The organism is Stenotrophomonas sp. STEN029, from assembly GCF_056760015.1.
In genome coordinates this window covers 14,573-36,779 of sequence record NZ_JBRREC010000027.1, presented here as the reverse complement: position 1 = coordinate 36,779, position 22,207 = coordinate 14,573, and the positions used below count along the sequence as shown (strand labels likewise).

25 protein-coding genes are annotated in these 22,207 nt (G+C 63.0%); 14 read left to right on the top strand and 11 right to left on the bottom strand.

Going from position 1 to position 22,207, the window contains the following annotated elements; genetic code table 11:
- Nucleotide 1 precedes the first annotated feature (1 nt).
- From ACVOLI_RS08405 to ACVOLI_RS08390, 4 genes are all read left to right on the top strand, one after another.
- Complete coding sequence (locus ACVOLI_RS08405) at nucleotides 2–970, top strand: FecR domain-containing protein (RefSeq protein ID WP_481534251.1); 969 nt, start codon at nucleotides 2–4, stop codon at nucleotides 968–970.
- A 136-nt stretch (nucleotides 971–1,106) separates the two neighbouring features.
- A complete protein-coding gene (locus ACVOLI_RS08400) occupies nucleotides 1,107–3,629 on the top strand; it encodes a TonB-dependent siderophore receptor (RefSeq protein ID WP_481534250.1) in 2,523 nt (840 codons plus the stop codon).
- 76 nt (nucleotides 3,630–3,705) lie between these two features.
- Nucleotides 3,706–4,854 carry a PepSY-associated TM helix domain-containing protein gene (locus ACVOLI_RS08395; RefSeq protein WP_296248383.1) on the top strand — a complete coding sequence of 383 codons (1,149 nt, stop codon included), beginning with the start codon at nucleotides 3,706–3,708 and terminating at the stop codon, nucleotides 4,852–4,854.
- On the top strand, nucleotides 4,851–5,024 hold the full coding sequence (locus ACVOLI_RS08390; protein WP_296248381.1) for a hypothetical protein: 174 nt from the start codon (nucleotides 4,851–4,853) through the stop codon (nucleotides 5,022–5,024). Before ACVOLI_RS08395 ends, ACVOLI_RS08390 begins: the two co-directional genes overlap by 4 nt.
- Nucleotides 5,025–5,105: 81 nt before the next feature.
- On the opposite strand, the gene ACVOLI_RS08385 is transcribed toward ACVOLI_RS08390, so the two are convergent.
- Nucleotides 5,106–5,933 carry a hypothetical protein gene (locus ACVOLI_RS08385; protein WP_481534249.1) on the bottom strand — a complete coding sequence of 276 codons (828 nt, stop codon included), beginning with the start codon at nucleotides 5,931–5,933 and terminating at the stop codon, nucleotides 5,106–5,108.
- A complete protein-coding gene (locus tag ACVOLI_RS08380; RefSeq protein WP_481534248.1) occupies nucleotides 5,930–6,634 on the bottom strand; it encodes an aspartate/glutamate racemase family protein in 705 nt (234 codons plus the stop codon). Before ACVOLI_RS08380 ends, ACVOLI_RS08385 begins: the two co-directional genes overlap by 4 nt.
- 430 nt (nucleotides 6,635–7,064) lie before the next feature.
- On the opposite strand from ACVOLI_RS08380, the gene ACVOLI_RS08375 reads away from it, so the two are divergent.
- The 3 genes from ACVOLI_RS08375 to ACVOLI_RS08365 all read left to right on the top strand — a co-directional run bounded on the left by ACVOLI_RS08375 (nucleotide 7,065) and on the right by ACVOLI_RS08365 (nucleotide 8,816).
- The gene (locus ACVOLI_RS08375; RefSeq protein WP_481534247.1) at nucleotides 7,065–7,514 is read left to right on the top strand and encodes a hypothetical protein; all 450 of its coding nucleotides are present in this window, start codon (nucleotides 7,065–7,067) and stop codon (nucleotides 7,512–7,514) included.
- A 118-nt stretch (nucleotides 7,515–7,632) separates the two neighbouring features.
- Entirely contained in the window at nucleotides 7,633–8,175 is a 543-nt protein-coding gene (locus ACVOLI_RS08370) for a hypothetical protein (RefSeq protein ID WP_481534246.1), read from the top strand.
- Between the two features lie 191 nt (nucleotides 8,176–8,366).
- Nucleotides 8,367–8,816: a hypothetical protein gene (locus ACVOLI_RS08365; RefSeq protein ID WP_481534245.1), complete on the top strand. Its 450-nt coding sequence runs from the start codon at nucleotides 8,367–8,369 to the stop codon at nucleotides 8,814–8,816.
- A gap of 127 nt (nucleotides 8,817–8,943) precedes the next feature.
- Here the strand turns inward: ACVOLI_RS08365 and ACVOLI_RS08360 are convergent, their stop codons facing one another.
- Genes ACVOLI_RS08360 through ACVOLI_RS08350 form a run of 3 tightly spaced genes read right to left on the bottom strand, consistent with a single transcriptional unit; the run spans nucleotide 8,944 to nucleotide 11,863 of the window.
- A complete protein-coding gene (locus ACVOLI_RS08360) occupies nucleotides 8,944–10,152 on the bottom strand; it encodes a low temperature requirement protein A (protein ID WP_481534244.1) in 1,209 nt (402 codons plus the stop codon).
- Nucleotides 10,149–10,418 (bottom strand): hypothetical protein, encoded by a 270-nt coding sequence (locus ACVOLI_RS08355; protein WP_282268735.1) that lies wholly within the window; start codon nucleotides 10,416–10,418, stop codon nucleotides 10,149–10,151. Before ACVOLI_RS08355 ends, ACVOLI_RS08360 begins: the two co-directional genes overlap by 4 nt.
- A 2-nt stretch (nucleotides 10,419–10,420) precedes the next feature.
- Complete coding sequence (locus ACVOLI_RS08350) at nucleotides 10,421–11,863, bottom strand: aldehyde dehydrogenase family protein (RefSeq protein ID WP_481534243.1); 1,443 nt, start codon at nucleotides 11,861–11,863, stop codon at nucleotides 10,421–10,423.
- Between ACVOLI_RS08350 and ACVOLI_RS08345 the strand changes: the two genes are divergently transcribed.
- A complete protein-coding gene (locus ACVOLI_RS08345; RefSeq protein ID WP_481534242.1) occupies nucleotides 11,862–12,014 on the top strand; it encodes a hypothetical protein in 153 nt (50 codons plus the stop codon). The two genes, ACVOLI_RS08350 and ACVOLI_RS08345, sit on opposite strands and share 2 nt — an antisense overlap.
- Here the strand turns inward: ACVOLI_RS08345 and ACVOLI_RS08340 are convergent.
- The 3 genes from ACVOLI_RS08340 to ACVOLI_RS08330 all read right to left on the bottom strand — a co-directional run bounded on the left by ACVOLI_RS08340 (nucleotide 11,999) and on the right by ACVOLI_RS08330 (nucleotide 13,868).
- Entirely contained in the window at nucleotides 11,999–12,772 is a 774-nt protein-coding gene (locus ACVOLI_RS08340; protein ID WP_481534241.1) for an SDR family oxidoreductase, read from the bottom strand. The two genes, ACVOLI_RS08345 and ACVOLI_RS08340, sit on opposite strands and share 16 nt — an antisense overlap.
- A gap of 96 nt (nucleotides 12,773–12,868) precedes the next feature.
- A complete protein-coding gene (locus ACVOLI_RS08335; RefSeq protein ID WP_481534240.1) occupies nucleotides 12,869–13,462 on the bottom strand; it encodes a hypothetical protein in 594 nt (197 codons plus the stop codon).
- A gap of 43 nt (nucleotides 13,463–13,505) precedes the next feature.
- The gene (locus ACVOLI_RS08330) at nucleotides 13,506–13,868 is read right to left on the bottom strand and encodes a hypothetical protein (protein ID WP_481534239.1); all 363 of its coding nucleotides are present in this window, start codon (nucleotides 13,866–13,868) and stop codon (nucleotides 13,506–13,508) included.
- A 104-nt stretch (nucleotides 13,869–13,972) separates the two neighbouring features.
- Here ACVOLI_RS08330 and ACVOLI_RS08325 point away from each other — a divergent pair, with 104 nt between their 5' ends.
- Nucleotides 13,973–14,302: a hypothetical protein gene (locus ACVOLI_RS08325; RefSeq protein WP_481534238.1), complete on the top strand. Its 330-nt coding sequence runs from the start codon at nucleotides 13,973–13,975 to the stop codon at nucleotides 14,300–14,302.
- Between the two features lie 125 nt (nucleotides 14,303–14,427).
- Complete coding sequence (locus ACVOLI_RS08320) at nucleotides 14,428–15,936, top strand: sensor histidine kinase (RefSeq protein ID WP_481534237.1); 1,509 nt, start codon at nucleotides 14,428–14,430, stop codon at nucleotides 15,934–15,936.
- A 12-nt stretch (nucleotides 15,937–15,948) separates the two neighbouring features.
- Here ACVOLI_RS08320 and ACVOLI_RS08315 read toward each other — a convergent pair whose 3' ends face one another.
- On the bottom strand, nucleotides 15,949–16,686 hold the full coding sequence (locus ACVOLI_RS08315; RefSeq protein ID WP_481534236.1) for a response regulator transcription factor: 738 nt from the start codon (nucleotides 16,684–16,686) through the stop codon (nucleotides 15,949–15,951).
- A 121-nt stretch (nucleotides 16,687–16,807) separates the two neighbouring features.
- Nucleotides 16,808–16,951, bottom strand: coding sequence for a hypothetical protein (locus ACVOLI_RS08310; protein ID WP_481534235.1), 144 nt, complete (start codon nucleotides 16,949–16,951; stop codon nucleotides 16,808–16,810).
- Between the two features lie 58 nt (nucleotides 16,952–17,009).
- Here ACVOLI_RS08310 and ACVOLI_RS08305 point away from each other — a divergent pair, with 58 nt between their 5' ends.
- From ACVOLI_RS08305 to ACVOLI_RS08290, 4 genes are all read left to right on the top strand, one after another.
- Entirely contained in the window at nucleotides 17,010–17,285 is a 276-nt protein-coding gene (locus ACVOLI_RS08305) for a metal/formaldehyde-sensitive transcriptional repressor (protein WP_296251374.1), read from the top strand.
- Nucleotides 17,286–17,334: 49 nt separating this feature from the next.
- Nucleotides 17,335–18,444, top strand: a complete 1,110-nt coding sequence (locus ACVOLI_RS08300; RefSeq protein WP_481534234.1) for an S-(hydroxymethyl)glutathione dehydrogenase/class III alcohol dehydrogenase — start codon at nucleotides 17,335–17,337, stop codon at nucleotides 18,442–18,444.
- 94 nt (nucleotides 18,445–18,538) lie between these two features.
- On the top strand, nucleotides 18,539–19,366 hold the full coding sequence (gene fghA, locus ACVOLI_RS08295) for an S-formylglutathione hydrolase (RefSeq protein WP_481534233.1): 828 nt from the start codon (nucleotides 18,539–18,541) through the stop codon (nucleotides 19,364–19,366).
- Nucleotides 19,367–19,818: 452 nt separating this feature from the next.
- The gene (locus ACVOLI_RS08290; RefSeq protein WP_481534232.1) at nucleotides 19,819–21,237 is read left to right on the top strand and encodes a GGDEF domain-containing protein; all 1,419 of its coding nucleotides are present in this window, start codon (nucleotides 19,819–19,821) and stop codon (nucleotides 21,235–21,237) included.
- Between the two features lie 289 nt (nucleotides 21,238–21,526).
- On the opposite strand, the gene ACVOLI_RS08285 is transcribed toward ACVOLI_RS08290, so the two are convergent.
- On the bottom strand, nucleotides 21,527–22,204 hold the full coding sequence (locus tag ACVOLI_RS08285; protein ID WP_481534231.1) for a Dph6-related ATP pyrophosphatase: 678 nt from the start codon (nucleotides 22,202–22,204) through the stop codon (nucleotides 21,527–21,529).
- Nucleotides 22,205–22,207: the final 3 nt, after the last annotated feature.

Sequence of the window (22,207 nt, the reverse complement as noted above, 5' to 3'; positions counted from 1 at the left end):
CATGCCATCGCCTTCTGCTGCTGCCGATCATGCCGCGCTGGAACAGGCCGCCTTGTGGTACGCCACGCTGCTTGATGCCGAAGACGACGCCGACCAGCAGGCGCGGTGGCGGCAATGGTTGCTCGAACCCCGCCACGCCCGCGCCTGGGCGCAGGTGGAAGCCGTCAGCAGCCAGTTCGCGCCCCTGCGCGGCGAGCATCAGCGCGGTGCAGCCGATGCTGGTTTGAAGGCGGCGCGTCGGGTGAGCAGCAGCCGCCGTCGGGTGTTGTCTGGGTTGGCATCGCTGGCCACGCTCGGCGTCATCGGCTGGCAGTATCCGCGCATCCGCCACGAATGGTCGGCGCGTACCGCCGACTACCGTACCACTACCGGGGAAATCCGTGACACCGGCCTGGCCGATGGCAGCCATGTCTGGCTTGCCCCCGGCAGTGCGCTGGACGTGGACTACAGCCCAGAGCTGCGTCGCTTGCGGCTGCACGAAGGCGAGATCCATGTGCAGACCGCTGCCGACACACGGCGTGGCTTCGTGGTCGAAACCGCCGCGGCCCGACTGCGTGCGCTGGGCACGCGCTTCAACGTGCGCTTGCAACAGCAGGCGCTGCAGTTGGCCGTGTTTGAAGGCGCGGTGGAAGTGAGGGCGGCGGGTTTGGTCAGCGTGGTCGAGGCCGGGCAACAGCTGCGCGTCGATGCAGCCGGGTTCGGCCCGACCCAGCTTGCCGACCCGGGCATTGATGCATGGACACGCGGCATCCTGATGGCCGACCAGATGCCGCTTGCCGAACTGGTTGCCGAGCTGTCGCGCTACCGCCCCGGCCATCTGGGCGTCGCACCGGAGATTGCCACTTTGCCGGTGGCCGGCGTATTCCCACTGCGTGACCCGGACGCCGCCCTGGCAATGCTCGAACGCAGCCTGCCGGTGCGCGTAAGCCGCAGTTTGCCGTGGTGGACGACGCTGGAACCGCGGCACTGATACCGGCTGCGGCGGCGTGCTGATGCCGGACCGAGCCGGGGCCGTTTTTTTCAGAAAGTGGTTCCCCTTTTTTCGCCCTCGTCCGATCAACAGGGAAAGCATCGCTATTTCCTGTCCCCACGTTCGAGAGAAACCCATGCATCGCCTTCATCACTCCCTGGCGCCGATCCGCCGACAGCTGACGCTGGCGGTCTGCCTTGGCCTTGCCGTCGCCACCCTCGCTCCGCAGCAGGCAAGCGCGCAGCAGGCGTCGACCAAGCTGCAGCAGGCCAGGTCGTACACCATCCCGGCCGGGCCACTGACCAGCACGCTGAACCGCTTCGCGGGCGAGGCGGGCATCTTCCTGTCTGCTGCCGGCGAGCTGACTGCCGGCAAGCGCAGCCCTGGCTTGAATGGCAGCTACAGCGTGCCGCAGGCCTTGGATGCGCTGCTGGAAGGCAGCGAACTGGACTGGCGTATCGACGGTGACCGCGTCACCCTGCAGCGACGCGCGGTTGCAGCGGCTGGCGGCACCGCAATCCCGGCTGGCACGACTGCGCCGCAGACATCGACGCTGGCGGCACTGCAGGTCAACGGCACCTATCTGGCCCGCAACAGCACCGCCACCGGCTTGAACCTGGACCTGCGCGAAACCCCGCAGTCTGTCAGCGTGATCACTTCGGCGATGATGGAAGACCGCAGGATCGAGAACCTGGCCGATATCGTCGAGCGCACCACCGGCCTGTCGATCAGCCGCTACGAAAGCAACCGCGGCAGCATGTTCTCGCGTGGTTCCAAGATCGAGAGCTACCTGATCGATGGCGTACCCACCACCATCGACGAGCAGTGGAGTGCCGGCGAAATCCTCAGCAATACCGCCATCTACGACCGCGCCGAAGTGCTGCGTGGCTCGGACGGCCTGATGGTCGGTACTGGCAGCCCCTCGGCGGTCATCAACCTGATCCGCAAGAAGGCCGACAGCCGCGAATTCACCGGCAGTGCCGCCATTGAATACGGCCGCTGGGACAAGCGTGGCGTGACTGTCGACCTTGGCGGGGCGCTGTCGCCCAGTGGCTCCACCCGCATGCGCGTGGCCGCCGACTACGACGAAGGCGACAGCCACATTGATCGCCTGCGTAACCGCAACCATGTGGTGTACGCCACGCTCGAGCAGGATATCGGCGAAAACACCCTGATCGCGGCGGGCATCAGCCAGCAGGACAACCATACCGACAGCCCGAGCTGGGGCGGCGCCCCGGCCTGGGCGCTCGGCGCCGACGACAAGGTCGAGCGCATCCGTGGCCTGCACCGCGGCCTCAACACCTCGCCGGACTGGTCGTACTGGGACAGCAGCTACCGCAACTGGTTCATCGACGCCGAGCACCGCTTCAACGCCGACTGGAAGGCCAGCGTGCGGGTCAGCCGTGGCCAGCGTGAGTCCGAGTCCCGGCTGGCGCTGTTCTATCCGTACCCGATCGACCCGAGCAACGGCAAATCGGTGATGGCGATGGAGCTGATGCCGGGCTTCGTCTACAAGTTCCCGGTGCCGGGTTATGCCGGTGTCTACTGGGTGGACAGCGACAAGGATGCCGCCAGTGCGCGCGTCGATGGCGGCTTCGATCTGTTCGGTCGTCATCACGAAGTGCTGGTGGGCTACGACCACTGGAAGGAGCGGGTAGTGGCCGACGGTGCGCCGGGTACCGTCACCATCGCCACCACGCCGAATGTCTACGACTACAACGGCAGCGCGCCGTTGCCGAGCTTCATCGCCCGCCAGAACTACAACAAGCGCGAGGTCACCCAGAACGCGGTGTACGCGGTGGGCCGCTTCTCGCTGGCCGATCCGCTGAAGCTGATCCTCGGCGCGCGCATGGTCGACTACGAAGTGGTCGACCTGAAGACGCCGGCCAACAGCTATTCGCTGGACAACGAAGTGGTGCCCTACGCCGGCCTGGTGTACGACATCAATCGCCAGATTTCCGCGTATGCGAGCTACACCAGCGTCTTCCAGCCGCAGAACTACCGTGATGCCGGCAACCGCCTGCTGTCGCCGATCGAAGGCAATACCTACGAAGTCGGTTTGAAGAGTGCTTTCCTGGACGGTCGCCTCAGCGCCACGCTGGCGCTATACCGCATGCAGCAGGAAAACGTCGCCACGTATGCCGGGCAGGTGCCGGAAGATCCGTCCAACCCGGGCGGTCCGATGCGTTCCAGCTACACCGGCATCGATGGCACGGTCAGCAAGGGCTTTGAAGCCGAAGTGGTGGGCGAGATCCTCGACGGCTGGCAGCTCAGCGCCGGCTACAGCCGCTTCAAGGCCGAACAGGCCAATGGCAGCGACGTGAATACGGTGATCCCGCGCAAGCAGTTCAACCTGTTCACCAGCTACCAGTTGCAGGGCGCATTGCAGGGGCTGACCGTGGGCGGCGGCGTGCGCTGGCAGAGCCGCACGTTCGCCTGGCAACCGGCAGCGCAGGCGCTGGGCATTCCGGCATTGGAACAGTCTTCCTATGCCGTGGTGGACTTGATGGCGCGCTATCAGTTCACCCCGCAATGGTCGGCGCAGCTCAACATCGGCAATGCATTGAACAAGTCCTACTTCGCACCGACCGATGACGGCATGCAGTTGTTCTGGCAGGCACCGCGCAACGCCACCATCAACGTCCGCTATACGTTCTGACCGTGCGCCGCCATCCGGCAGAGGTGCCGGATGGCGGCGTGTGCAGTGACCTCCTGCAGCAACGAGCCCTACATACGTGACTGGCACTTCCCGCACCTACCGTCTGAACCTGTGGCTGCACCGTTGGTGCAGCCTGCTGGCAACGCTTCCCTTCCTCGTGCTGTGCCTGACCGGTACGGTGCTGATCTTCCACGAGGAGATCGACGCGGCGATGGGGGTGATGCCTGCCGCGCCGGGATTGTCCGCTTCGCAGCGGCCCTTGGCCGAATCGGTGGATGCGGTGCTGGCTGCCAGCCCGGACGAGAAGGTCATCTACCTAGGCCTTGATGCGGATCATCATCCGGGTTTGCTGCTGCTCAACACGGTCCCGCACGGTGACAGCGGTTTCGAGCGGGCGAAGCTGCAGTTCACCGATCTGGCAACCGCTGAACGCATGGATGCCAGCGCAGGGGATGGAACAACCTTGACCGGCTTCCTGCTGGAGCTGCACGCACAGTGGTTCCTCGGGCCGTTCGGCGAACTGCTCGGCGCCTTCTTCGCGTTGCTGGTGCTGGTGTCGTTGCTGTCCGGGTTGGTGGTGTATTGGCCGCATGCCAAGAAGGTGGCATTCGGCCTGCTGCGGCGGGGCAAGGGGCCGAGGCTGCGTCAACTGGACCTGCACAACACCATCGGTGCGATCGTGCTGGGCTGGGCATTCGCCGTCAGCCTGACCGGCTTCCTGCTTGGCTTCGGTACCCTGGCGACCGGGCTGTGGTCGCAACAGCAGCTTGCACGTGTGCAGAGCATGCACACGGGCGCGCCCGTCGATCCACGCCATCCGCCCATCGATGCCGACCAGGCGCTTGCATCGGCGTTGACCGCAGCACCAACAGGCTGGCAGGTCAGCTCGATACTGTGGCCGGCCACGGACTTTTCCACGCCGCGCCATTACACCGTATTGGTGGCCGGCAGCGGCCTGGACGAGCGGCTGGTGCGGGTAGTGCTGGTGGATGCTGCCAATGGCGAGGTAGCGGGGACCGCCGAACTGCCGTGGTACCTCAAGGCCATCACCTTGTCCGAGCCACTGCATTTCGGTGACTACGGTGGCATGCCGCTGAAGATACTGTGGACCGCCTGCACCTGGTTGACCTTGTTCATCACCCTCAACGGTGCATGGCTGTGGTGGGACCGTAGGCGCAAGCGGAAGGTAAAGGCACGCGGCGATTTGAAGGAGGTGGCGCCATGACCGGCAAGCGCACGATCATCGTGACCACGGTGCTGGCGATCCTGAGCATGGTTGGCCTGATCGGCATGCTGGTGGTTGAAGGAGGCTGGGACCTCTTCTTCTTCCTGCTGTCGATCCTGCCCTTGCTGGTCGGCGTGTTTGCCTTGTGGCGAAGAAGAACCGTCCGTTGAAGCAGCACCAGACCGGCATCGTACCGGTTGCCGATCAAAGCGAAGTGCGGATGTGTCGCACCGACACCTGCCATGCACGAGCTATCTTGATGCCGTCTCCAGGCTCAGCAATGCCTTGGACTTCTCATCTCCCTGCGCGGCAGCCTGTTCCAGCAGCGCAAGTGCAGCAGTCCGATCGCCTGCGTGGCCACGCTCCATGCGCATGACCGCTGCATTGTAGGCGGCAATCGCGCTACCGATGCCTGCTGCATGTTCAAAGCCTGCCAGTGCTTCGTCTGGGCAGAGCAGGAAGATGTCCTTGCCCGCGGCGGCCAGCATCTGCAGGTTCGCATCGTTTTCGGGGAGGACGTCCTGCGCCTGTGCAAACCAGCCAGCAGCCAGGGACACCAGCAACGCTTCGTCCTTCGGCAGGTAGTAGGAGCCGCCACCCTCGCGCAGCGTGAACGCCTGGCGGGTAGTGCGGCGCGAGCCGTCGCTGCTTAGCCAGAGGAACCCATCCTCACCACTGACGGGAACGCCGCCAAGCGCAGTGGACAGGCGCTGCGCCAGGGAAGGCGTACCAGGCGCGGGCGAAACGGCTGTCCACGAACCGATGAGTTCGACACGCTCCACTTTCCCATTGAGTGACGCCCGGCTTGAGGTTGCAAGTTCCTCAATGGTGAGGATCCGCATATCACCGTCATACACCCGCCACGGACTGGCATGCAGGCCGATGGTGAGGACATCATCGTTGTCGGGTATCGCGCCCATGTACTGATACAGCGCCTTCCCGGCGTAAATGCAGTGCTCCGGGTCCTGCTGCGGTGAACAGGTGGGCACCGTTACCGTACCGGATAGCGGAAGGTGGCTGTTCTCGCAGGCCTGCGCGGCCGGCACAAGCAGGCACAGCAGCAAGGCGGTGACCCTCATGCTGGCGTCCCCAGCGCGAAGTCGACCGCCGCATCAACATGGATCGCGGTTGAATCAAAGCCTGGAAGCGGCAGCTTGTCGGTCTCGAGGATCATGCAGATCTCGGTGCAGCCGAAAATCACCGAGTCGGCTCCCGAGGCCTTGGCCGCTTCCACCAGGGAGATCAGGGCTGCCCGCGATGCATCGAGCACCTTGCCAGCGCAGAGTTCGTCGAAAATGATGTTGTGCGTCAGCGTGCGGCCCGCATCGTCAGGAACCATGACGGATATCCCATGGGTCTGCATGCGAGCCTGGTAGAAGCCATGTTCCATCGTATAGCGGGTGGCGAGCAGCAGCGGCTTGCGGCAGCCGGCATCGAGCAGCCTGCGTGCAGTCTCATCGACGATATGCAGGAAGGGAATGCCGATGGCCTGTTGAACGGCCGGGGCGACCAGATGCATGGTCACCGCGCCGATCATGATGCAGTCGGCGCCGGCCGACTCCAGGCGTCGGGCGATGGCTGCCAGATGGTCGCCGGCCTCCTCCCAGCGGCCTGCCTTCTGCAGGTCTACGATCTTCTGGAAATCGACCGAATACAGCAGGATCTGCGCTGAGTGCAGTGATCCCAAGCGGGTGCGGACCGCTTCGTTGATCAAGCGGTAATAGACCGACGATCCTTCAAAACTCATCCCGCCCAGCAAGCCGATCGTGCGCAGTTCCATTGGGTCACGTTTCCATTCAAGTTCAAAAGGGGGCATGCAGGTGCATTCGCGCGCCGCGGTCATCTGGATAGTAGCGTCTTCACAGCGAATGCATGCCGAGGCTGCCGGCTGGCAGGGCTGGGGGCCGACAGGGAGTGCCTTGAATCATTGCGGGACGCACACTGCATCAGCTACTGGTCTCGGCGCCGCCGATTGCGTTGCCTGGTTTGCGTTGCACGCCGTTTCGAGAGTGCGGGGCTTGGCATCGCATCCAGCGTAGCCAGCGCTGCGGGCGGGATGAGGGTGGACAAGCTTCTCCCATGCGCAGAATAATCCTCGCCTGTACCAGGCTGGGACGAACATGATACGGAAGTCGATCATTGCGGGATCGTTGGCGGTTCTTGCGTCATCTGCAACGTGGAATGGCGGCGCACAGGCGGCGGAGCCGCCGTTGAATGCGACGCAGGCAAGCACGCAAGGCAGTGCCGAGGTGGCACCGCTGGCGCTCCCTGATCTGCAAGGGGTAATGAAAGCGGTCCTGCGCCAGCAGGCGGATGTCGACGCACACCTGGCAACCAGCCGCATGCCGCTGTATGTGTCCATCAGCGACCATGCAGGGCAGGGCATGATCGATCTGTCGTCGGAATCGATCCTGGCGCTCGAACATACCGGTTTCCTGCTCTTGCCTGGCTCAACCTGGCAGCCTCCATCGGACGACACGCGCGTCGGAACTGCGATGCGGTTGAGCTTGGATACGCCTGCAAAGCGCCCCGATGGCGACTACGACGTAGCCTTTGGGTACTGGTGTGGCAAGGCGTGCTCATCGCAGTACGATGCCGTGTTGCGCCACGATGCCTCAGGTTGGCATGTGCTTTCCTCGGCGATGCGCTCGGTACCCTGAGATGGCTGGGCCACATTGAGGTTTCCGCATTGGCTGCATGGACATATCCACATGGCCCGCATGGCCAAGGCCGCTGCATTCGCTGCGGCGCTTGGGCCAGCCCAGGAGTTGATCGATCATGAGAATCCGCAGCCTGTGGCTCGTCGGCCTGCTTCTCTTGCCCCTGCCATCTGTCGCGCAGAGTGGATGGGTGGACATGAAGGGAAAGCCGGTTCCCGAGACGGACTCGGCAAAGTCCCGTGAGGGCTTCAGCGCCACCTTGGTGATTACCCCGGACCAGGACTGGCGGCAGAAGTGGGACACGCCACCCGAGACCATTCCACGCTTTTCCGAAGCGGATGAGGTTGGCGCCGATGGCGAGCTCTTCATCCTCACGTTCCTGGCAAATCCGAAAGTCGACTCCGCGTCCGGAATGACCGACGTTGCGTGCGACTTCGTCATTCTTCGCCCGGATGGGTCTTATTCGACCAGGGAACGCGATCTGCCGTGCTTCGCAGTGAAGCTGCAGGGTGACCCCAGGAACGTCTACCTGTCGACCGCAGCGTTGAAGTACGTGGCCGAACCCACGGACCAGCGTGGCGAGTGGGCCGTTTCGGTGACGGTGAAGGATCGGCTTCGTGGCGTTGAAATACCGCTGAATGCGTCTTTTGTCGTGCGCTGATCACTGGTGTTTCATTTGCGGCTGATGCTGCGTGGAACCTGGGCCAGCCCGGACACTACGAACGGCTGCCGTTGTTTGCATGCCCGACCTTATCGGGATCGCGCCTTTGCAAGGACGCAAGCCACCCTGCAGTGTGCATCGCACAAGGTGCATAGCCTGCCTGAATCCGGGCATCGGCTAGGGTCACACAGATGGAGGTACCAGTCGTGCTGAAGTACGGACCACCGGAACGAGTCCATGTGGAGAACGAGTGGTACGACGGGCCGCGGGCAGGCGTAGCGGACGTCGGCGGTATTTCCCATCGTTTCAAGTCCATTTTCGACGAGGCAGAGGGCAGGTACCTCGAGACGTTCCTGGTGTGGCCAATAGACGAGAAGCTGGTAGCGCTCGAGGTTGAGCAGTGGCGCATTTTTGTGGAATGGAATGTGCTCTACGAGGCAGATGAGGTTGGTGTGGACTCACATCCAGGGCATGGCGGTCGTAGCAGGAGATGGGACGAGATTGAGGCACTGCTGGCGTCAAATCGATCAGAAGTTCCCGCGTTGGCCAGACGAGCCATTGCACAGCTCAGCTACATCAACGGAACAGCACGATATGGACTGGCCGGGCCGGCGTACATGTTGGCTTGGTGCCTGCTTTGAGGCTTGCCAGCTGTTGGCGATACCCTGGCCAAGCGGCCGAGCAGGGCCCGACAAGTGCTTCCAGTCGAACCCATGATCGCTGATCGGTTCGGTTCAGGTGTTCCCTATCGGCTACTGGCCGGATCTTTCATGCCGCATCGCCGTTGCGGCGTGAAAGAAGCAGGCGTGCTTCCCAGAAGCTGACGATCAGCACGACCGCCGTGGTCAGCCAGCCCATCAGCAGCATGTCTGCAACCAGGCCAACCGGCACCAGCGCCAGCAACAGCAATGCGCCAACCAGGTGGGACATCGGTATGGCGCCATAGACAATTCGCTTGTAGGCGGCACTGCCGAGCAGATAGATCGCGGGCCCGGCCAGCAGGATTGCGATCTGTGCGGTGGCCGGATGGGCATGCGGATGTGCCAGCACCAGATCGTTGCCGACCGCCGAGGCGATGACACCTGCGATGAGAATGGCGTGGACGTAGTGGAAGTATGCGCCGATGCGGCCGGGGTCTTCCGAGTGCGAAATCGCGTTGGTCGCATCCTTGCTCGATGTGCCGAAGTACAGCCACCACATGGCTAAGGTGCCGAGGAAGGTGGCCAGCAATGCGAGCACGACCGGGACATCCCATTCGGGGGCACCGGCAAGCGTGGCGCCGCTGGCAAGCAGGGTTTCGCCAAGCGCCACGATCACGAACAGCTGGCAGCGTTCGGCCAGGTGGCCGCCTTCGATGGTCCAATCCCGCGTGTGCGAGCGGCCCATGCCAGGCAGGGCAAAGCCGAACATCGGCGATACGTATTCGCATAGCACGGCGAGCAGCCATAGCAGTGCGCGTGCCTCATGCTGCACCATCGCCCCGGACAACCAGAACACTGTCGAGATCAGCAGCCAGCCCAGCATGCGCCGGTAATTGGGCGCCAGCGGATGGCCGGCCGGCAACTGCAGTGCAATGAAGGCGGTTCGACCCACCTGCATCGCCACATAGGCAGCGGCGAATACCAGGCCTCTGTCGGCGAACGCCATGGGAATGCTCGCGGCCATCACCAGCCCCAGCAGCATGGTCACGAACATCAAGCCGCGGATGCGCGGCGTCTCCGGGTCGAACCAGTTGGTGACCCAGCAGGTGTACTGCCAGCCCAGCCACACCGCGAACCACAGGATCAGCGTTTCGACCGCGCCGGCAACGGTGAGGTTGTGCAGCAGCTCATGGCTGAGTTGCGTCACCGCGAACACATAGACCAGGTCGAAGAACAGCTCTTCGTAGGTCACGCGCGCGTGGTGCCCGTCGCGACGACGCAGCAGCGGATGGCAGGGAAATTGTGCGCCAGGCACGTCGGTCGTCGCGGGCTTCATGACAGTGAAAGCCGCCATGCCACGACGCAGGCGATGATCGCGGGTACGGCGAAGACCAGCACCAGGATGGGCAACTCTTCACGGAAGCTGTACCCGGCATGGGCAACGCCCACCCACATGTTGATCGCTGCAACCACCAGCCAGACCGGAATGAATGCCTTGGCTGCCAATGCCATGCCGGCGGTGGTGGCGGCCCACAGCCAGCCAAACAGGAGGAACAGGCCAAGAAGAACCAGGCCACCGACGATTACCAGAACGACATGCATGCTCACTTCTCCCTGTAACCGGGTTCAGGCGTGGCCGGGCTTGGCCCCGCCTGGCGGTGCGTCTGCGCTGATGAGAATACGCTCAGACTTCCTGCGACGTCCTTGCCACCGTACGGTGGAAACACATCCAGTTCGAGGTCGGGATTCCCGATCAGCATGGCCTTGGTGTTGCTCAATGCATCGAACCCGGCCTTGCCGTAGTACTTGCCCATGCCGCTGTAGCCGACCCCGCCGAAAGGCAGGCTGTCGATCCAGCAGTGCAGGTTGGTCTGGTTCACACAACCGCCCCCGAACGCGAGGCTGCCAAGTACATGGTCGATGTGAGCCTGGTTCTTGCTGAAGATATAGGCGGCCAGTGGCTTGGGTTTGCGCTTGATGGTGGCGATGACCTGTTTCAGGTCGGTGTAGGGCAGGACCGGCAGGACCGGGCCGAAGACTTCCTGCTGCAGTGCCGGGTCGTCCCAGCTCGACGGGTACAGGATTGTCGGCTCCACATAGCGCTCCGGAATGTCGAACCGCCCGCCGTGTACCACCTTGTCGGGCAGGATGTAGGACGCCACCCGTTGCGCTTCGTGTTCGCTGATCATGCGGGCGAAATCGGGGCTTTGTCGCGGATCGTCGCCGTACATCCTGACGGTGGCTGCCTTCAGCTTCTCGATGAACGCATCGGCTACGCTTTCGTGCACCTGGACATACCCCGGCGCGATGCACCATTGGCCGGATATCGCGTTGTGTCCCCAGGCGATCCGGTCGGCGGCAATGTCGAGATTGGCGGTCTCGTCGACGATGGTCGGGTTCTGTCCGCCCAGTTCCAGGATCACCGGCGTCAGGTTCTCGGCCGCCGCGCGCATCACGACCTTGCCGACGGTCGAGCTGCCAGTGAAGAAGATGAAGTCGAAGGGAAGTTCGAGCAGGGCCGCGATTTCCTCGCGCCCGCCGGTGACGATGGCGACGTTTTCTGCTTCAAAGTAGTCCGGTATCAGTCGCTGGAACAGCGCGGCGGTGGCTGGCGTGGTGTTGGCAGGCTTCAACACGACGGGGTTGCCGGCGGCCAAGGCGGCAATGGCCGGATCGAGCAGCAGCAGGATGGGGGCATTGAATGGGCCGATCACCAGGGTTGGCCCGTAGGGCTCCTTCAGGATCAGCCCGCTGTTTCCGGTTGCTTCCAACCCCGCCGGGATCGCGACCCTGCGTGGCGCCATCAGCTCCGTGAGGTTTTCCCGGTAGTAGTTGATGTTGCCAAGCGGAACGGTGATCTCGAACAGCTGCTCGAATGAGGGCTTGCGAAAGTCCTCGTAGAGCGCGGCGCAGAAAGCATCCTGGTGGTCGCGCAGCATGCGCTCCATGCGCTCAAGCTGGTCGATGCGCCAGCCGCGCGGCTTGGTCGCGTCGGTAAGGAAATGCTGTTGCTGTGTATCCAGGATTGATTGGAATCTATTGGCCATGAGCGTGTCACTGGTGATCGTGTCCGTACTGGGCCCGTTCCGGCCAGCCATCCGGCATTACGTCGGTCGCGGAGCAGAAGCGGTGCTGCAGCGTCCCGTGCTTCCGTCTCCGCAACCGCCTTCTTCGCTGAAGGCTTACCGCGTCGTGTAGCCGCCGTTGGCGAAGATCGTCTGCCCGGTGATCCACCAACCGTCCGTCACCAGGAACCTGACGATGGGGGCGATGTCCTCGATATCGGTAAGCCCGGTCTTGCTGTACTTGCTCAGTGCAGCCGCGGACTTGTGATAGGCCACTGCATCGGGCTTCTCCTGGCCGTAGAAGAAGGGGGTATCCATCGGCCCTGGCCCAATGGCATTGACCGAGATTCCTCTGTCGCCGAACTCTTTGGAGGCCGCGCGCGTGTAATGTTCAACCGCTGCCTTGCTGCCGGGATAGATCGCATAGAACGGCGTGTAGGCGGCCAGCAGCGAACTGACGATGGTGACGATGTTGCCGCCATCAGCCAGTACCCGGCCTGCCTGCTGGATGAAGAAGAACGCGGCTTTGGCGTTGGCGTCAAAGCTCTTGTCGTAGTCCGCCTCGGTGATCTCGGCGATAGGTTTCTTGATCACCACGCCAGCGGTGTTGACCGCGATGTCGACCTGGCCAAAATGCGCCTTGGCCTGGTCGAACAGCTGCACATTGTTGGCGACGACCGCCAGGTCACCCTGGAACAGGATGGCGTCCGCCCCCTTGGCTTTCAGTTCGCCGGCCGTTCTCTCCGCATCCGTTCTCGAGGAGTCGCTGTTGTAGTGGATGGCGATCCCACGGGCCCCTGCATCGACAAACTGGTGGGCGACCAGGGCACCGAGGTTCTTGCCGCCGCCTGCGATAACCGCGACTTTGTTTTTCAGGGAATGGTCAGTCATGTGGATGGTCCTCTGATCTGGGAACTGGCTTCGACCTTGGTCGGGGGATTTCACGCGCGGGCTTTCCCTGAAAGGCGGGAGATGCGCGTGGACTCGTCAACGGTTGTTGCACCGTCGATGAATACCTTTGGCGTTGCTCAATGCCGCACGCATCCGTAGAAGCTGCGCGCGGCTTTCCTTGGAGACATCCAGACGGCTGGCGCCGGCATGGGTCTCGGCGGCGCTCAGCCAGGGTCCGGCAGCCGCTCCCAGCGCAGCAGTAGCTGCTTCCCTGATGCATCGTTCCCTGAGTGCGGTCAGCACCGGTTGCAGCTCATGCATGGTTCTCACGCGCAATGGCGGGCATGGCCGTTGCGAAGGATCGGCGAGCAGGGCCTGTTGCAGATGAGTGGCCACATCCTCAAGCAATGCGGACGTTGCAGGGTCCAGCTGCCTGGCTTCGGCAAGGTGTCGGCTGATCCTGTCGATGAGGAGGTTCGCTTCGCTGTCCAGACGCGGATTCTTGGGCATGGCCGACCGGGAGTTCGTTCCTGCAGGTTGGGGTGCCTGGGCGCGGAAGTCGGCAGGCTGTGATGGGAGATCGCAGGTTCGGCTGCCTGTTTCCGGATGATGGAGCGTCCAGTTCTGCCGGCGCACCTGACACGGATCGCCGGAATCCTGGCGTTGCTTGGCCGTGGTCAGGATGCTCATCATTTATCACCGGTTTCATGAGAAAGCATGCGTGTCACCTGCGCTATGGCTGGATATATTCCGCAGCGGGGAAAGGGTCGGCGCAGGAATGGCCAAACGGCTCCGGTTCGAAAGGGAGCAATGCAACTTCAATCGCTTCCAGCACCATCGCGTCGATCCGGTCGCAATGGTCGACGGAGTTGTTCGAGCCATTGATGTAGAGGCTCGCAGCCGATTGCCTGATCTTCTGGAGGATTTCAATTCGACTGCTTGCGTTCAGCGAAATATCGTCCAGGGAATCAATCAGGGTTTTCAATTCATCGATGCTTGCGTGCTTCATCAGGGTGATCCGGAGCGTGAACGTGATGCGGCAATTGGCGAGGAGATGCCGGGCCTGCAGTCCTGGCAACTCGGCAAGAAAATCCAATATCCATGGATGCGGCAGGGCATATGCTTATCTATCCAGTTAGGTCGCTTGGAACGCCTTTCAGTTACCAGCTCCAGCTCGCGGATTGGCCGGAGGTGTGTGTAATGGGGCCGACATTCTCGGAAGAGAAAATCAACGCTGCCCTGAGAGTGGCTGTGCAGGAGCGCACGGCCTCCTCCAGGCCTGTGCCGTTGCCGCGTGGCAAGCTGCGTGGTGAGATGGCTGCACGCTTGTCACTGGATGAATCCTTGAAGGTCATTGTTCTGAACGAGATGATCAAAAAGGATGTCTCGTATCAGTCCCTGTCGCGACGGTTGGACATGCCTGCGGAGTTTGTCAGGCAGCGTTTGGATATCCTGGGCGCGACGGACCTTGAGTTCCTGGAGAAGGTCGCAGGCGTCCTTGGGAAACGTTGGTTCGTGTATATCGCATGAGGCAGTGTCCAGCTGTGGCGTTGCCGCTGTAAAAGCGTCAATGTCTGCGGCAACCCTTGTTCCTCGTATGGGTTACTCCTCCGCGACAGGAAGGAGGTCTTGGACGTAAGCTACAAAAGCGGTTCGTGGAATACACGCATCGTTCTTCACCGGGCCAGGTGAGAAACGATGAGGAATGCCGGAAGGGGACGGACGCCGGTGTCGGTTGCTCCGCGCGTAGGCCAGGTGTCAGGAGATTCCTTATCAAGCAGCTAGCTATTTTCAGGCCGGTGCAGCGCTGGCTTTCAGACATCCCGGTGCAGGATCCGGTCGACCGGCGCAATGCGCCGTTCCTGCAGGTATTGCTGATCTTCCTTGGGGTGTTCATCCCGCTCAACAAGTCGCTGTATCTCTATGCGGTGCTGAGCGGTCGTTGGTCGGCTGATCTGCCGCCACGCAGCGCCATGCTCGCCGACCTGACGACAGACGTGTTGATGACGTCGGCAGCGTGGGCCTGTGTCTGGTTGATCCGAACGGGGCGTTTCCGTCGTGGCATGCACCTGTTCCTCGGCGTGGTGTTGTTGTCGATGGCGGTCATCTACACCGCGACCGGCATGCTCGGTCTGCGCTTCGATCCGATGCCGATGATCCTGCTGGCGCTCGCAGGCCTGGTCCTGGGGCGGCGGACCTTGTGGATCACCTACGCGACCTGCGTTGCCATCCTGGCGGCGACACTGCTTGCGGACTACCTGCGGGCAACGCTCGGAGGTGGCGTGGCGTCGGTCGCGGGGGTTGGCAAGGCGGTGTCGTTGGCCGGGATCTGGTTGATCATTGCGATCGCCCTGGATCGGACCGTGGCTGCATTGCGCAACAGCCTGGAAGAATCCAACGCCCGTGGTCGCGAATTGGAGTTGGCCTACAGCCGGCTCCAGGAGGAGGTCGCCGAGCGTGAACGCACGCGTGAGCAGCTGATTCATGCGCAGAAGATGGAAGCTGTCGGACGCCTCGCCAGCGGTGTGGCACATGACTTCAACAACGTGCTCGGGATAGTCCTCGGTCAGGCCGGGCAGCGGGAGCGACTGGCAGACAAGGGAGCTCCCGCACTCTATGGCGCGCTGGAGGACGTTGAGCTCGCTGCCAAGCGAGGCCTGGCCATCAGCAGGAAGCTGTTGAACTTCAGCAGGCAGGATGTGGCCCGCCCGCAGGTCTTCGATGTGCGCGTTTCGCTCGGCGAGCTGTCGCCGATGCTGAAGCAACTCTTCGGCGGTCGCGTGCAGCTGCAGCTCGACTGCGGTGAGGATGCCTTGCCGGTGCGCATGGATGCTGATCGCTTCGGGCTGGTCATTCTCAATATTGCAGCCAATGCGCGGGATGCGATTCCCGGAACGGGTATTTTCCTGGTCAAAGCCGAGCGGGAAGGAGACGCGTGGGTCTCGCTCACCCTGCAGGATGACGGCCACGGCATGACAGAGGCCATTCGTGCAAGGGCGTTCGATCCGTTCTTCACCACCAAGCCCGTTGGCCTGGGAACCGGCCTGGGCTTGCCGGTTGTGATGGACATGGTCCTTGAGGCGGGTGGAAACGTTGAGCTTGCTGCCCGGCAACCACAGGGCAGCACGGTGAAGATACTGCTTCCGCTGGTCTCTTCGCCCTGATGTCCGGCGGGATCAGGTAGCGAGCAGGTAGCCCTTTCCGCGGACAGACAACAAGGGCAGGGGCGGTGACCCGGGCGCCGAAGTGGCGGCCTTGCGGCGGATCCGGTGCACCAGGGCTTCCAGGCGGTGCGGATCGAAGTCCGAGGCATTGTCTGTCAATGCCTCGATCAAGCGCTCCTTCTCGACCGTCTGGCCACGGTTGGCATTGAGTAGGCCCAGGAGTGCCCGTTCCGGGGTCGTCAGGGCGATGATCCGCCCGGACGGCGGCACAAGGCACCAATCATCGGATGCCAAGGCCCAGCGCGTATTGCCGTTCTGGGCATCGGTGCTGTCCGCGCCCTTTGCTGTGCGCTCAAGGCGGCGTGACAGGCTGTGCAGCGTGGCCGCAATGATGTCGATGTCGACCGGCTTTGACAGGTAGGCATCCGCGCCGTGGCGCATCGCCCGGAGGTGGTTGTCCCGGCTCTCGGTACCCGTCAGCATGACCAGGCCAAGCCCGGGCTGTATCTGGCGGAGGTGCGCCGCAATGCTCAAGCCGTCCTCGCCTGGCAGGGCGATGTCCAGGATCACCACGTCGAACTGTTGGGTCAGCAGGCTGCGGTAGAGCGCGGTGGCGTCATTGAAGCCGTCCACCTTGAAACCATAGTCACGCAGGCCGGGAAGCAGGATGCGTTCAAGCAGCACCGCGTCGTCTTCGGTAATGGCCACCTTCAATGGAAGGGCGGGACTTTTGTCGACTTGTTGGCTCAAGTTGGTGATGCCTGGATTGTCCTGCCAAGACTACTTGAGTGGCGCGGGAATCATCCAGCGGTTCGTGGTGGGGAAGGCGCGGCAACTGACCATGCGCGGCGTTGTGGACATCGCGTGACAGTCAGGTCAGGTTGGTGGGGCGCAGTGACTGGCCCGCCCAGCCTGAATCGGCAGTTTTGAGCAGGTAATGGCCTGTAAAGCCACGGTGGGTGGTGGTGTTCACGTAAGGCGGGGTGGCCCCCAATCGCCGGGGAAACCGCTCCATTGGCATTTTCCAGAGCTGCAAAATATACTATCCCCCAGTACAGGATATTGGCGCCGCCATGCCGCATTCCCCAGAAGAGAAGAAGAAGGTCCTGGCCCGGGTCAAACGCATCCGCGGCCAGTGCGATGCGTTGGAGCGTGCCCTGGAAGCCGGCGCCGACTGCAATCCGGTGCTGCAGCAGATCGCGGCCATCCGCGGTGCAGTCAACGGACTGATGTCCGAGGTGATGGAGGCGCACCTGCGCGAGGAGTTCGGCCAGCCGGCGCGCTCCGAGGCGCAGCGCGCTGCACGCGTTGCCGAGATGTCCAGCCTGATCCGTTCCTATCTCAAATAATTCCGGCGTCGCCTTGCGCCGCCTTCATCATTCCCGCAGGAGAAAATCCATGAAATCACGTGCCGCCGTTGCCTTTGGTCCGGGCCAGCCTTTGCAGATCGTCGAGATCGATGTCGCACCGCCGAAGGCGGGCGAAGTACTGGTCAAGATCACCCATACCGGCGTCTGCCATACCGATGCCTTCACCCTGTCCGGTGACGATCCGGAAGGCCTGTTCCCGTGTGTGCTGGGCCACGAAGGCGCCGGCATCGTGGTTGAAGTGGGCGAGGGCGTCACTTCGGTGAAGGCCGGTGATCACGTCATTCCGCTGTACACCGCCGAATGCGGCGAGTGCCTGTTCTGCAAGAGCGGCAAGACCAATCTGTGTACCTCCGTGCGCGCCACCCAGGGCAAGGGCGTGATGCCGGACGGCACCAGCCGCTTCTCGTACAACGGCGAGCCGATCTATCACTACATGGGCTGCTCCACCTTCTCCGAGTACACCGTGGTGGCCGAAGTGTCGCTGGCCAAGGTCAACCCGGAAGCCAACCCGGAGCACGTCTGCCTGCTGGGCTGCGGCGTCACCACTGGCATCGGTGCCGTGCACAACACCGCCAAGGTCGCCGAAGGCGACAGCGTCGCGGTGTTCGGCCTGGGTGGTATCGGCCTGGCGGTGATCCAGGGCGCGCGCCAGGCCAAGGCTGGCCGCATCATCGCCATCGACACCAACCCGTCCAAGTTCGAGCTGGCCAGGCAGTTTGGTGCCACCGATTGCGTCAACCCGAAGGACCACGACAAGCCGATCCAGCAGGTCATCGTGGAGATGACCGGTTGGGGCGTGGATCACAGCTTCGAGTGCATCGGCAACACCAACGTGATGCGTGCCGCGCTGGAATGCGCCCACCGTGGTTGGGGCCAGAGCGTGATCATCGGCGTGGCCGGTGCGGGGCAGGAGATTTCCACCCGCCCGTTCCAGCTGGTGACCGGCCGCAAGTGGATGGGCACCGCGTTCGGTGGTGTGAAGGGTCGCAGCCAGCTGCCGGGCATGGTCGAAGATGCGATGAAGGGCGACATCGAGCTCGCGCCGTTCGTGACCCATACGATGGAACTGGACAAGATCAACGAAGCCTTCGACCTGATGCACGAAGGCAAGTCGATCCGCTCGGTCATCCATTACTGATCACAGCCCCTCTTGTAGGAGCGGCGTAAGCCGCGAAGCTGGCATTTTCTCAGTCGCAAACATCACGCAACTCAACACCAGGGATTCAAAAACCATGCAACGACTCGAACACCGCGCCTGCTTCGGCGGCTGGCAGGACGTTTACCGGCACGAATCCAAGGTGTTGGGTTGCGAGATGACGGTAGGCGTCTACCTGCCGCCGCAGGCCGAGTACGGCCCCTGCCCGGTGCTGTACTGGCTGAGCGGCCTGACCTGCACCGAGCAGAACTTCATCACCAAGTCCGGCGCACAGCGCTATGCGGCCGAGCACGGCATCATCCTGGTGTCGCCGGACACCAGCCCACGCGGTGATGCAGTGGCCGATGCCGAGGGCTATGACCTGGGCAAGGGCGCCGGTTTCTACCTCAACGCGATCCGTGAACCGTGGTCGCGGCATTACCGCATGTACGACTACATCGTCGATGAGCTGCCGGCCTGGGTTGAAGCTGACCCGGCCGCCAGCGATGTGCGCGCGATCAGCGGGCATTCGATGGGCGGCCACGGTGCCCTGACCATCGCCCTGAAGAACCCCGGGCGCTATCGCAGCGTGTCGGCGTTCTCGCCGATCGTGGCACCCTCGCAGGTGCCATGGGGACAGAAGGCGTTTGCTGCCTATCTGGGTGAAGACCGCGAAGTATGGAAAGCCTATGACGCGACCGAGCTGGTCGCGCATGCGCAGGAGAAGCTACCGTTGCTGATTGATCAGGGCGGCGCCGATGAATTCCTGGAAAACCAGCTGCGCCCGCAGTTGTTGCAGGCCGCCTGCGAGGCTGCCGGGCATCCGCTGCAGCTGCGCATGCAGCCGGGGTATGACCATAGCTACTACTTCATCAGCAGCTTCATCGGCGATCACATCGCGCATCACGCCAAGGCGATGCGCTGAGGAGGTTTTGGTAGAGCCGAGCCATGCTCGGCTGGGGCTCTACCGGTAACGCCTCTGCCGAGCATGGCTCGGCTCTACGCTCTGCTCCCTCCCTTTCGCGTAGCGAAGGGGAGGGCTGGGGAGGGGTTGGCGTTTGCTGGTAATGCCCCTGCCGAGCATGGCTCGGCACTACGCTGTGCTCCCTCCCTTTCGCGTAGCGAAGGGGAGGGCTGGGGAGGGGTTGGCTTTTGCTGGTAATGCCCCTGCCGAGCATGGCTCGGCACTACGCTGTGCGCCCTCCCTTTCGCGCAGCGAAGGGGAGGGTTGGGGAGGGGTTTGTTTTTCGCTTGTGAAGCCCTTGCCGAGCATGGCTCGGCACTACGGGTTGGGTTTCCGTGCCGGGGTGTGGGTCACGTTGTCGTAGCGGCCGTCGCGTTATCGTGCGGGCATAGCGCCTGTCCGATGGGGAATGCATGCCGGTAGTGCTGATCCTGCTGTTCATCGTCTGCCATGCTCTGGTCCTCGCCATCGGCTCAGGTCCCGCTGGCATTGGTTCCTTCATCTTCCTGGTCGCGGCGCCGTTGCTTGCTGCCTGTTGCTGCGTGTGGCGTGCCAGGCGTGACCGGGCGGCATTGGGTTGGTACGCGATCGCGCTGGCGATGCTGCTGTGGTCTGGCGGCATGGCGCTGAACCTGGTCGATGCGCTGGGAGCGGGCCGGGCCGACGTCACGCCGCGCGCCAGCCTTCTGTTGTATGTGCTTTACGCCGTGCCGCTGGTGTTCATCCTTGCCCGCGCGCGCCGCGAGCGCGCCAGCATCAGCCTGATCGATGCGGCGATGGCGGCATTGTTGGGCGTGTTGTTCTTCGTGCATACCAGCTTTTTTGCCGACCGCATCGATGTTGACGAGCAGGCAATGGGCAACATGCGCTACATGTTCGATGTCCAGAACCTGTGCATTGCCAGCTTCGCAACCGTGCGCTGGCTGGCCGGCGATGTACCGGAGTGGCGCAGCTTCTTTCGTGCGCTGGCGCTGTATGCCCTGGCGTACCTGCTGACAGCCGGTTACATCAACCACTTCACCTCGGAAGATTCCTTCGGCGCGTACAACGATCTATTGATCGACCTGCCCTTCCTGCTGCTGGTGTGGCTGGCCGTGCGTCGCGCATCGGCGCCGGTGCTGGTGCCGAACCCGCGCCTGGCGCGGATGGTGCAGGCGGGTGGGCCGATGATCCTGCCTTTGTTGCTGTTGGTCGTGGGTACCCTGGTCGTGGACCATGCGCGGACCCTGGCTGTGGCCGGCTTCGTGGTCGCCACCATTGGCTTCAGCCTGCGCAGCACGCTGCTGCAGATGGGCCTGTTGGAACGACAGGCAGCGCTGGATCAGCTGGCAAGGCAGGATGGCCTGACCGGCGTGGCCAACCGCCGTCAGTTCGATGCTGTCCTGCAGACCGAGGCCAGCCGCGTACATCGCAGTGGTGCCGGCCTGGGGCTGTTGCTGGTCGATATCGACCACTTCAAGGCCTTCAATGATGCCCACGGGCACCCGGCCGGTGATCGTTGCCTGCAGGCGGTTGCAGCACAGCTGCAGGCGAATGTCCGGCGTGCGGGCGATTGTCTGGCGCGTTATGGCGGCGAAGAGTTCGCGGTGATCGTGCCTGACTGCGCGCGGGAAGATGCGATCGCCCTCGCCGAGAAGTTGCGGCTGGCCATTGAATCGCTCGCCTTGCCGGAAGCAGCGGTCAGCATCAGTGTGGGTGTGGCTTTCCTGCAGCCTTCTGCCAAGGCACCGACAGTGCAGCTGCTGGAGGATGCTGATAGCGCCCTCTATGCGGCCAAGCGCGCGGGCAGGAACCGGGTGTCGGTACGCGATGGTGCGGTGGCGTGGTTCTGATGATCGTTCGATGCGGGATCCAGTCTTGCAGGGGCGGGGTAAGCCGCGAAGCTGGGATCCTGAAGGTGGGAGCGACGTATGCGATTGCACGAGGCGCTGTTGTTCTTTCTATCGTGGCTTCGCTGCTTACGCCGCTCCCACAAAAAGCGCAGCCCCGCCTTGTGGGAGGGGCGTAAGCCGCGAAGCTGCCTGAGCTGACATTGCGAGCAGTGCTGCAATTGCATGAAGCGCTGTTGTTCTTGCTGTAGTGGTTTCGCGGCTTATGGCCCGAGGCCACCCGGCGCCGCTCCTACAACTGCAAGGTGAAGTCCGTGTAGGCGTAGCGGTTCTCGCGTAGCACGGTGTCGCCTTGTTCAAGCTTCAACGGAGCGCGGAACATCGGCCCCGCGCTTGCACAGGTGTGGAATTCGCCGTTCTCGCCGCAGGCATCGATGCCTGCTGGCAATTCATCCAGAAAGGCTTGATCAAATACTCGACCCGCAAAACCGGCATCCAGTCGCTGGCTGTCCACACAGCAAAGTTGCGCATGCAGGCCATTCGCAATCATCTGCCGAGCCAGCGCGGTGGTGTCGCGACCAAACAGCGGGAACAGGGTTTGCCAGCCCAGCGTCGCATACTGCTGTTCGCGCCATTGCCGGATGTCTTCCAGCAGCAGGTCACCGAAAGCGATGCTCGCGAGGCGGGGCCAGCACTGTTGGGCTTCGTGCAGGGCTGCTGTCATGCGCTGCAGATACACGGCATTGTCGCAGACCTGCGGTATCCAGGCTTCCAGCAGCGGCAGCCCGGCGGCGTCCGCCTGGGCCAGCAATACCTGACGGCGTACGCCCTGCATCGAGGAGCGGTCATAGCCTTCGGTCAGCGTGCTCAGCAGCGCGACAACCTCGACGTCATCGCGTTGCTGGAGTTCGTGCAGTGCCCATGCGGCGTCTTTGCCGCCGCTCCAGGACAGCAGTACCTGCGTTCTCACCAC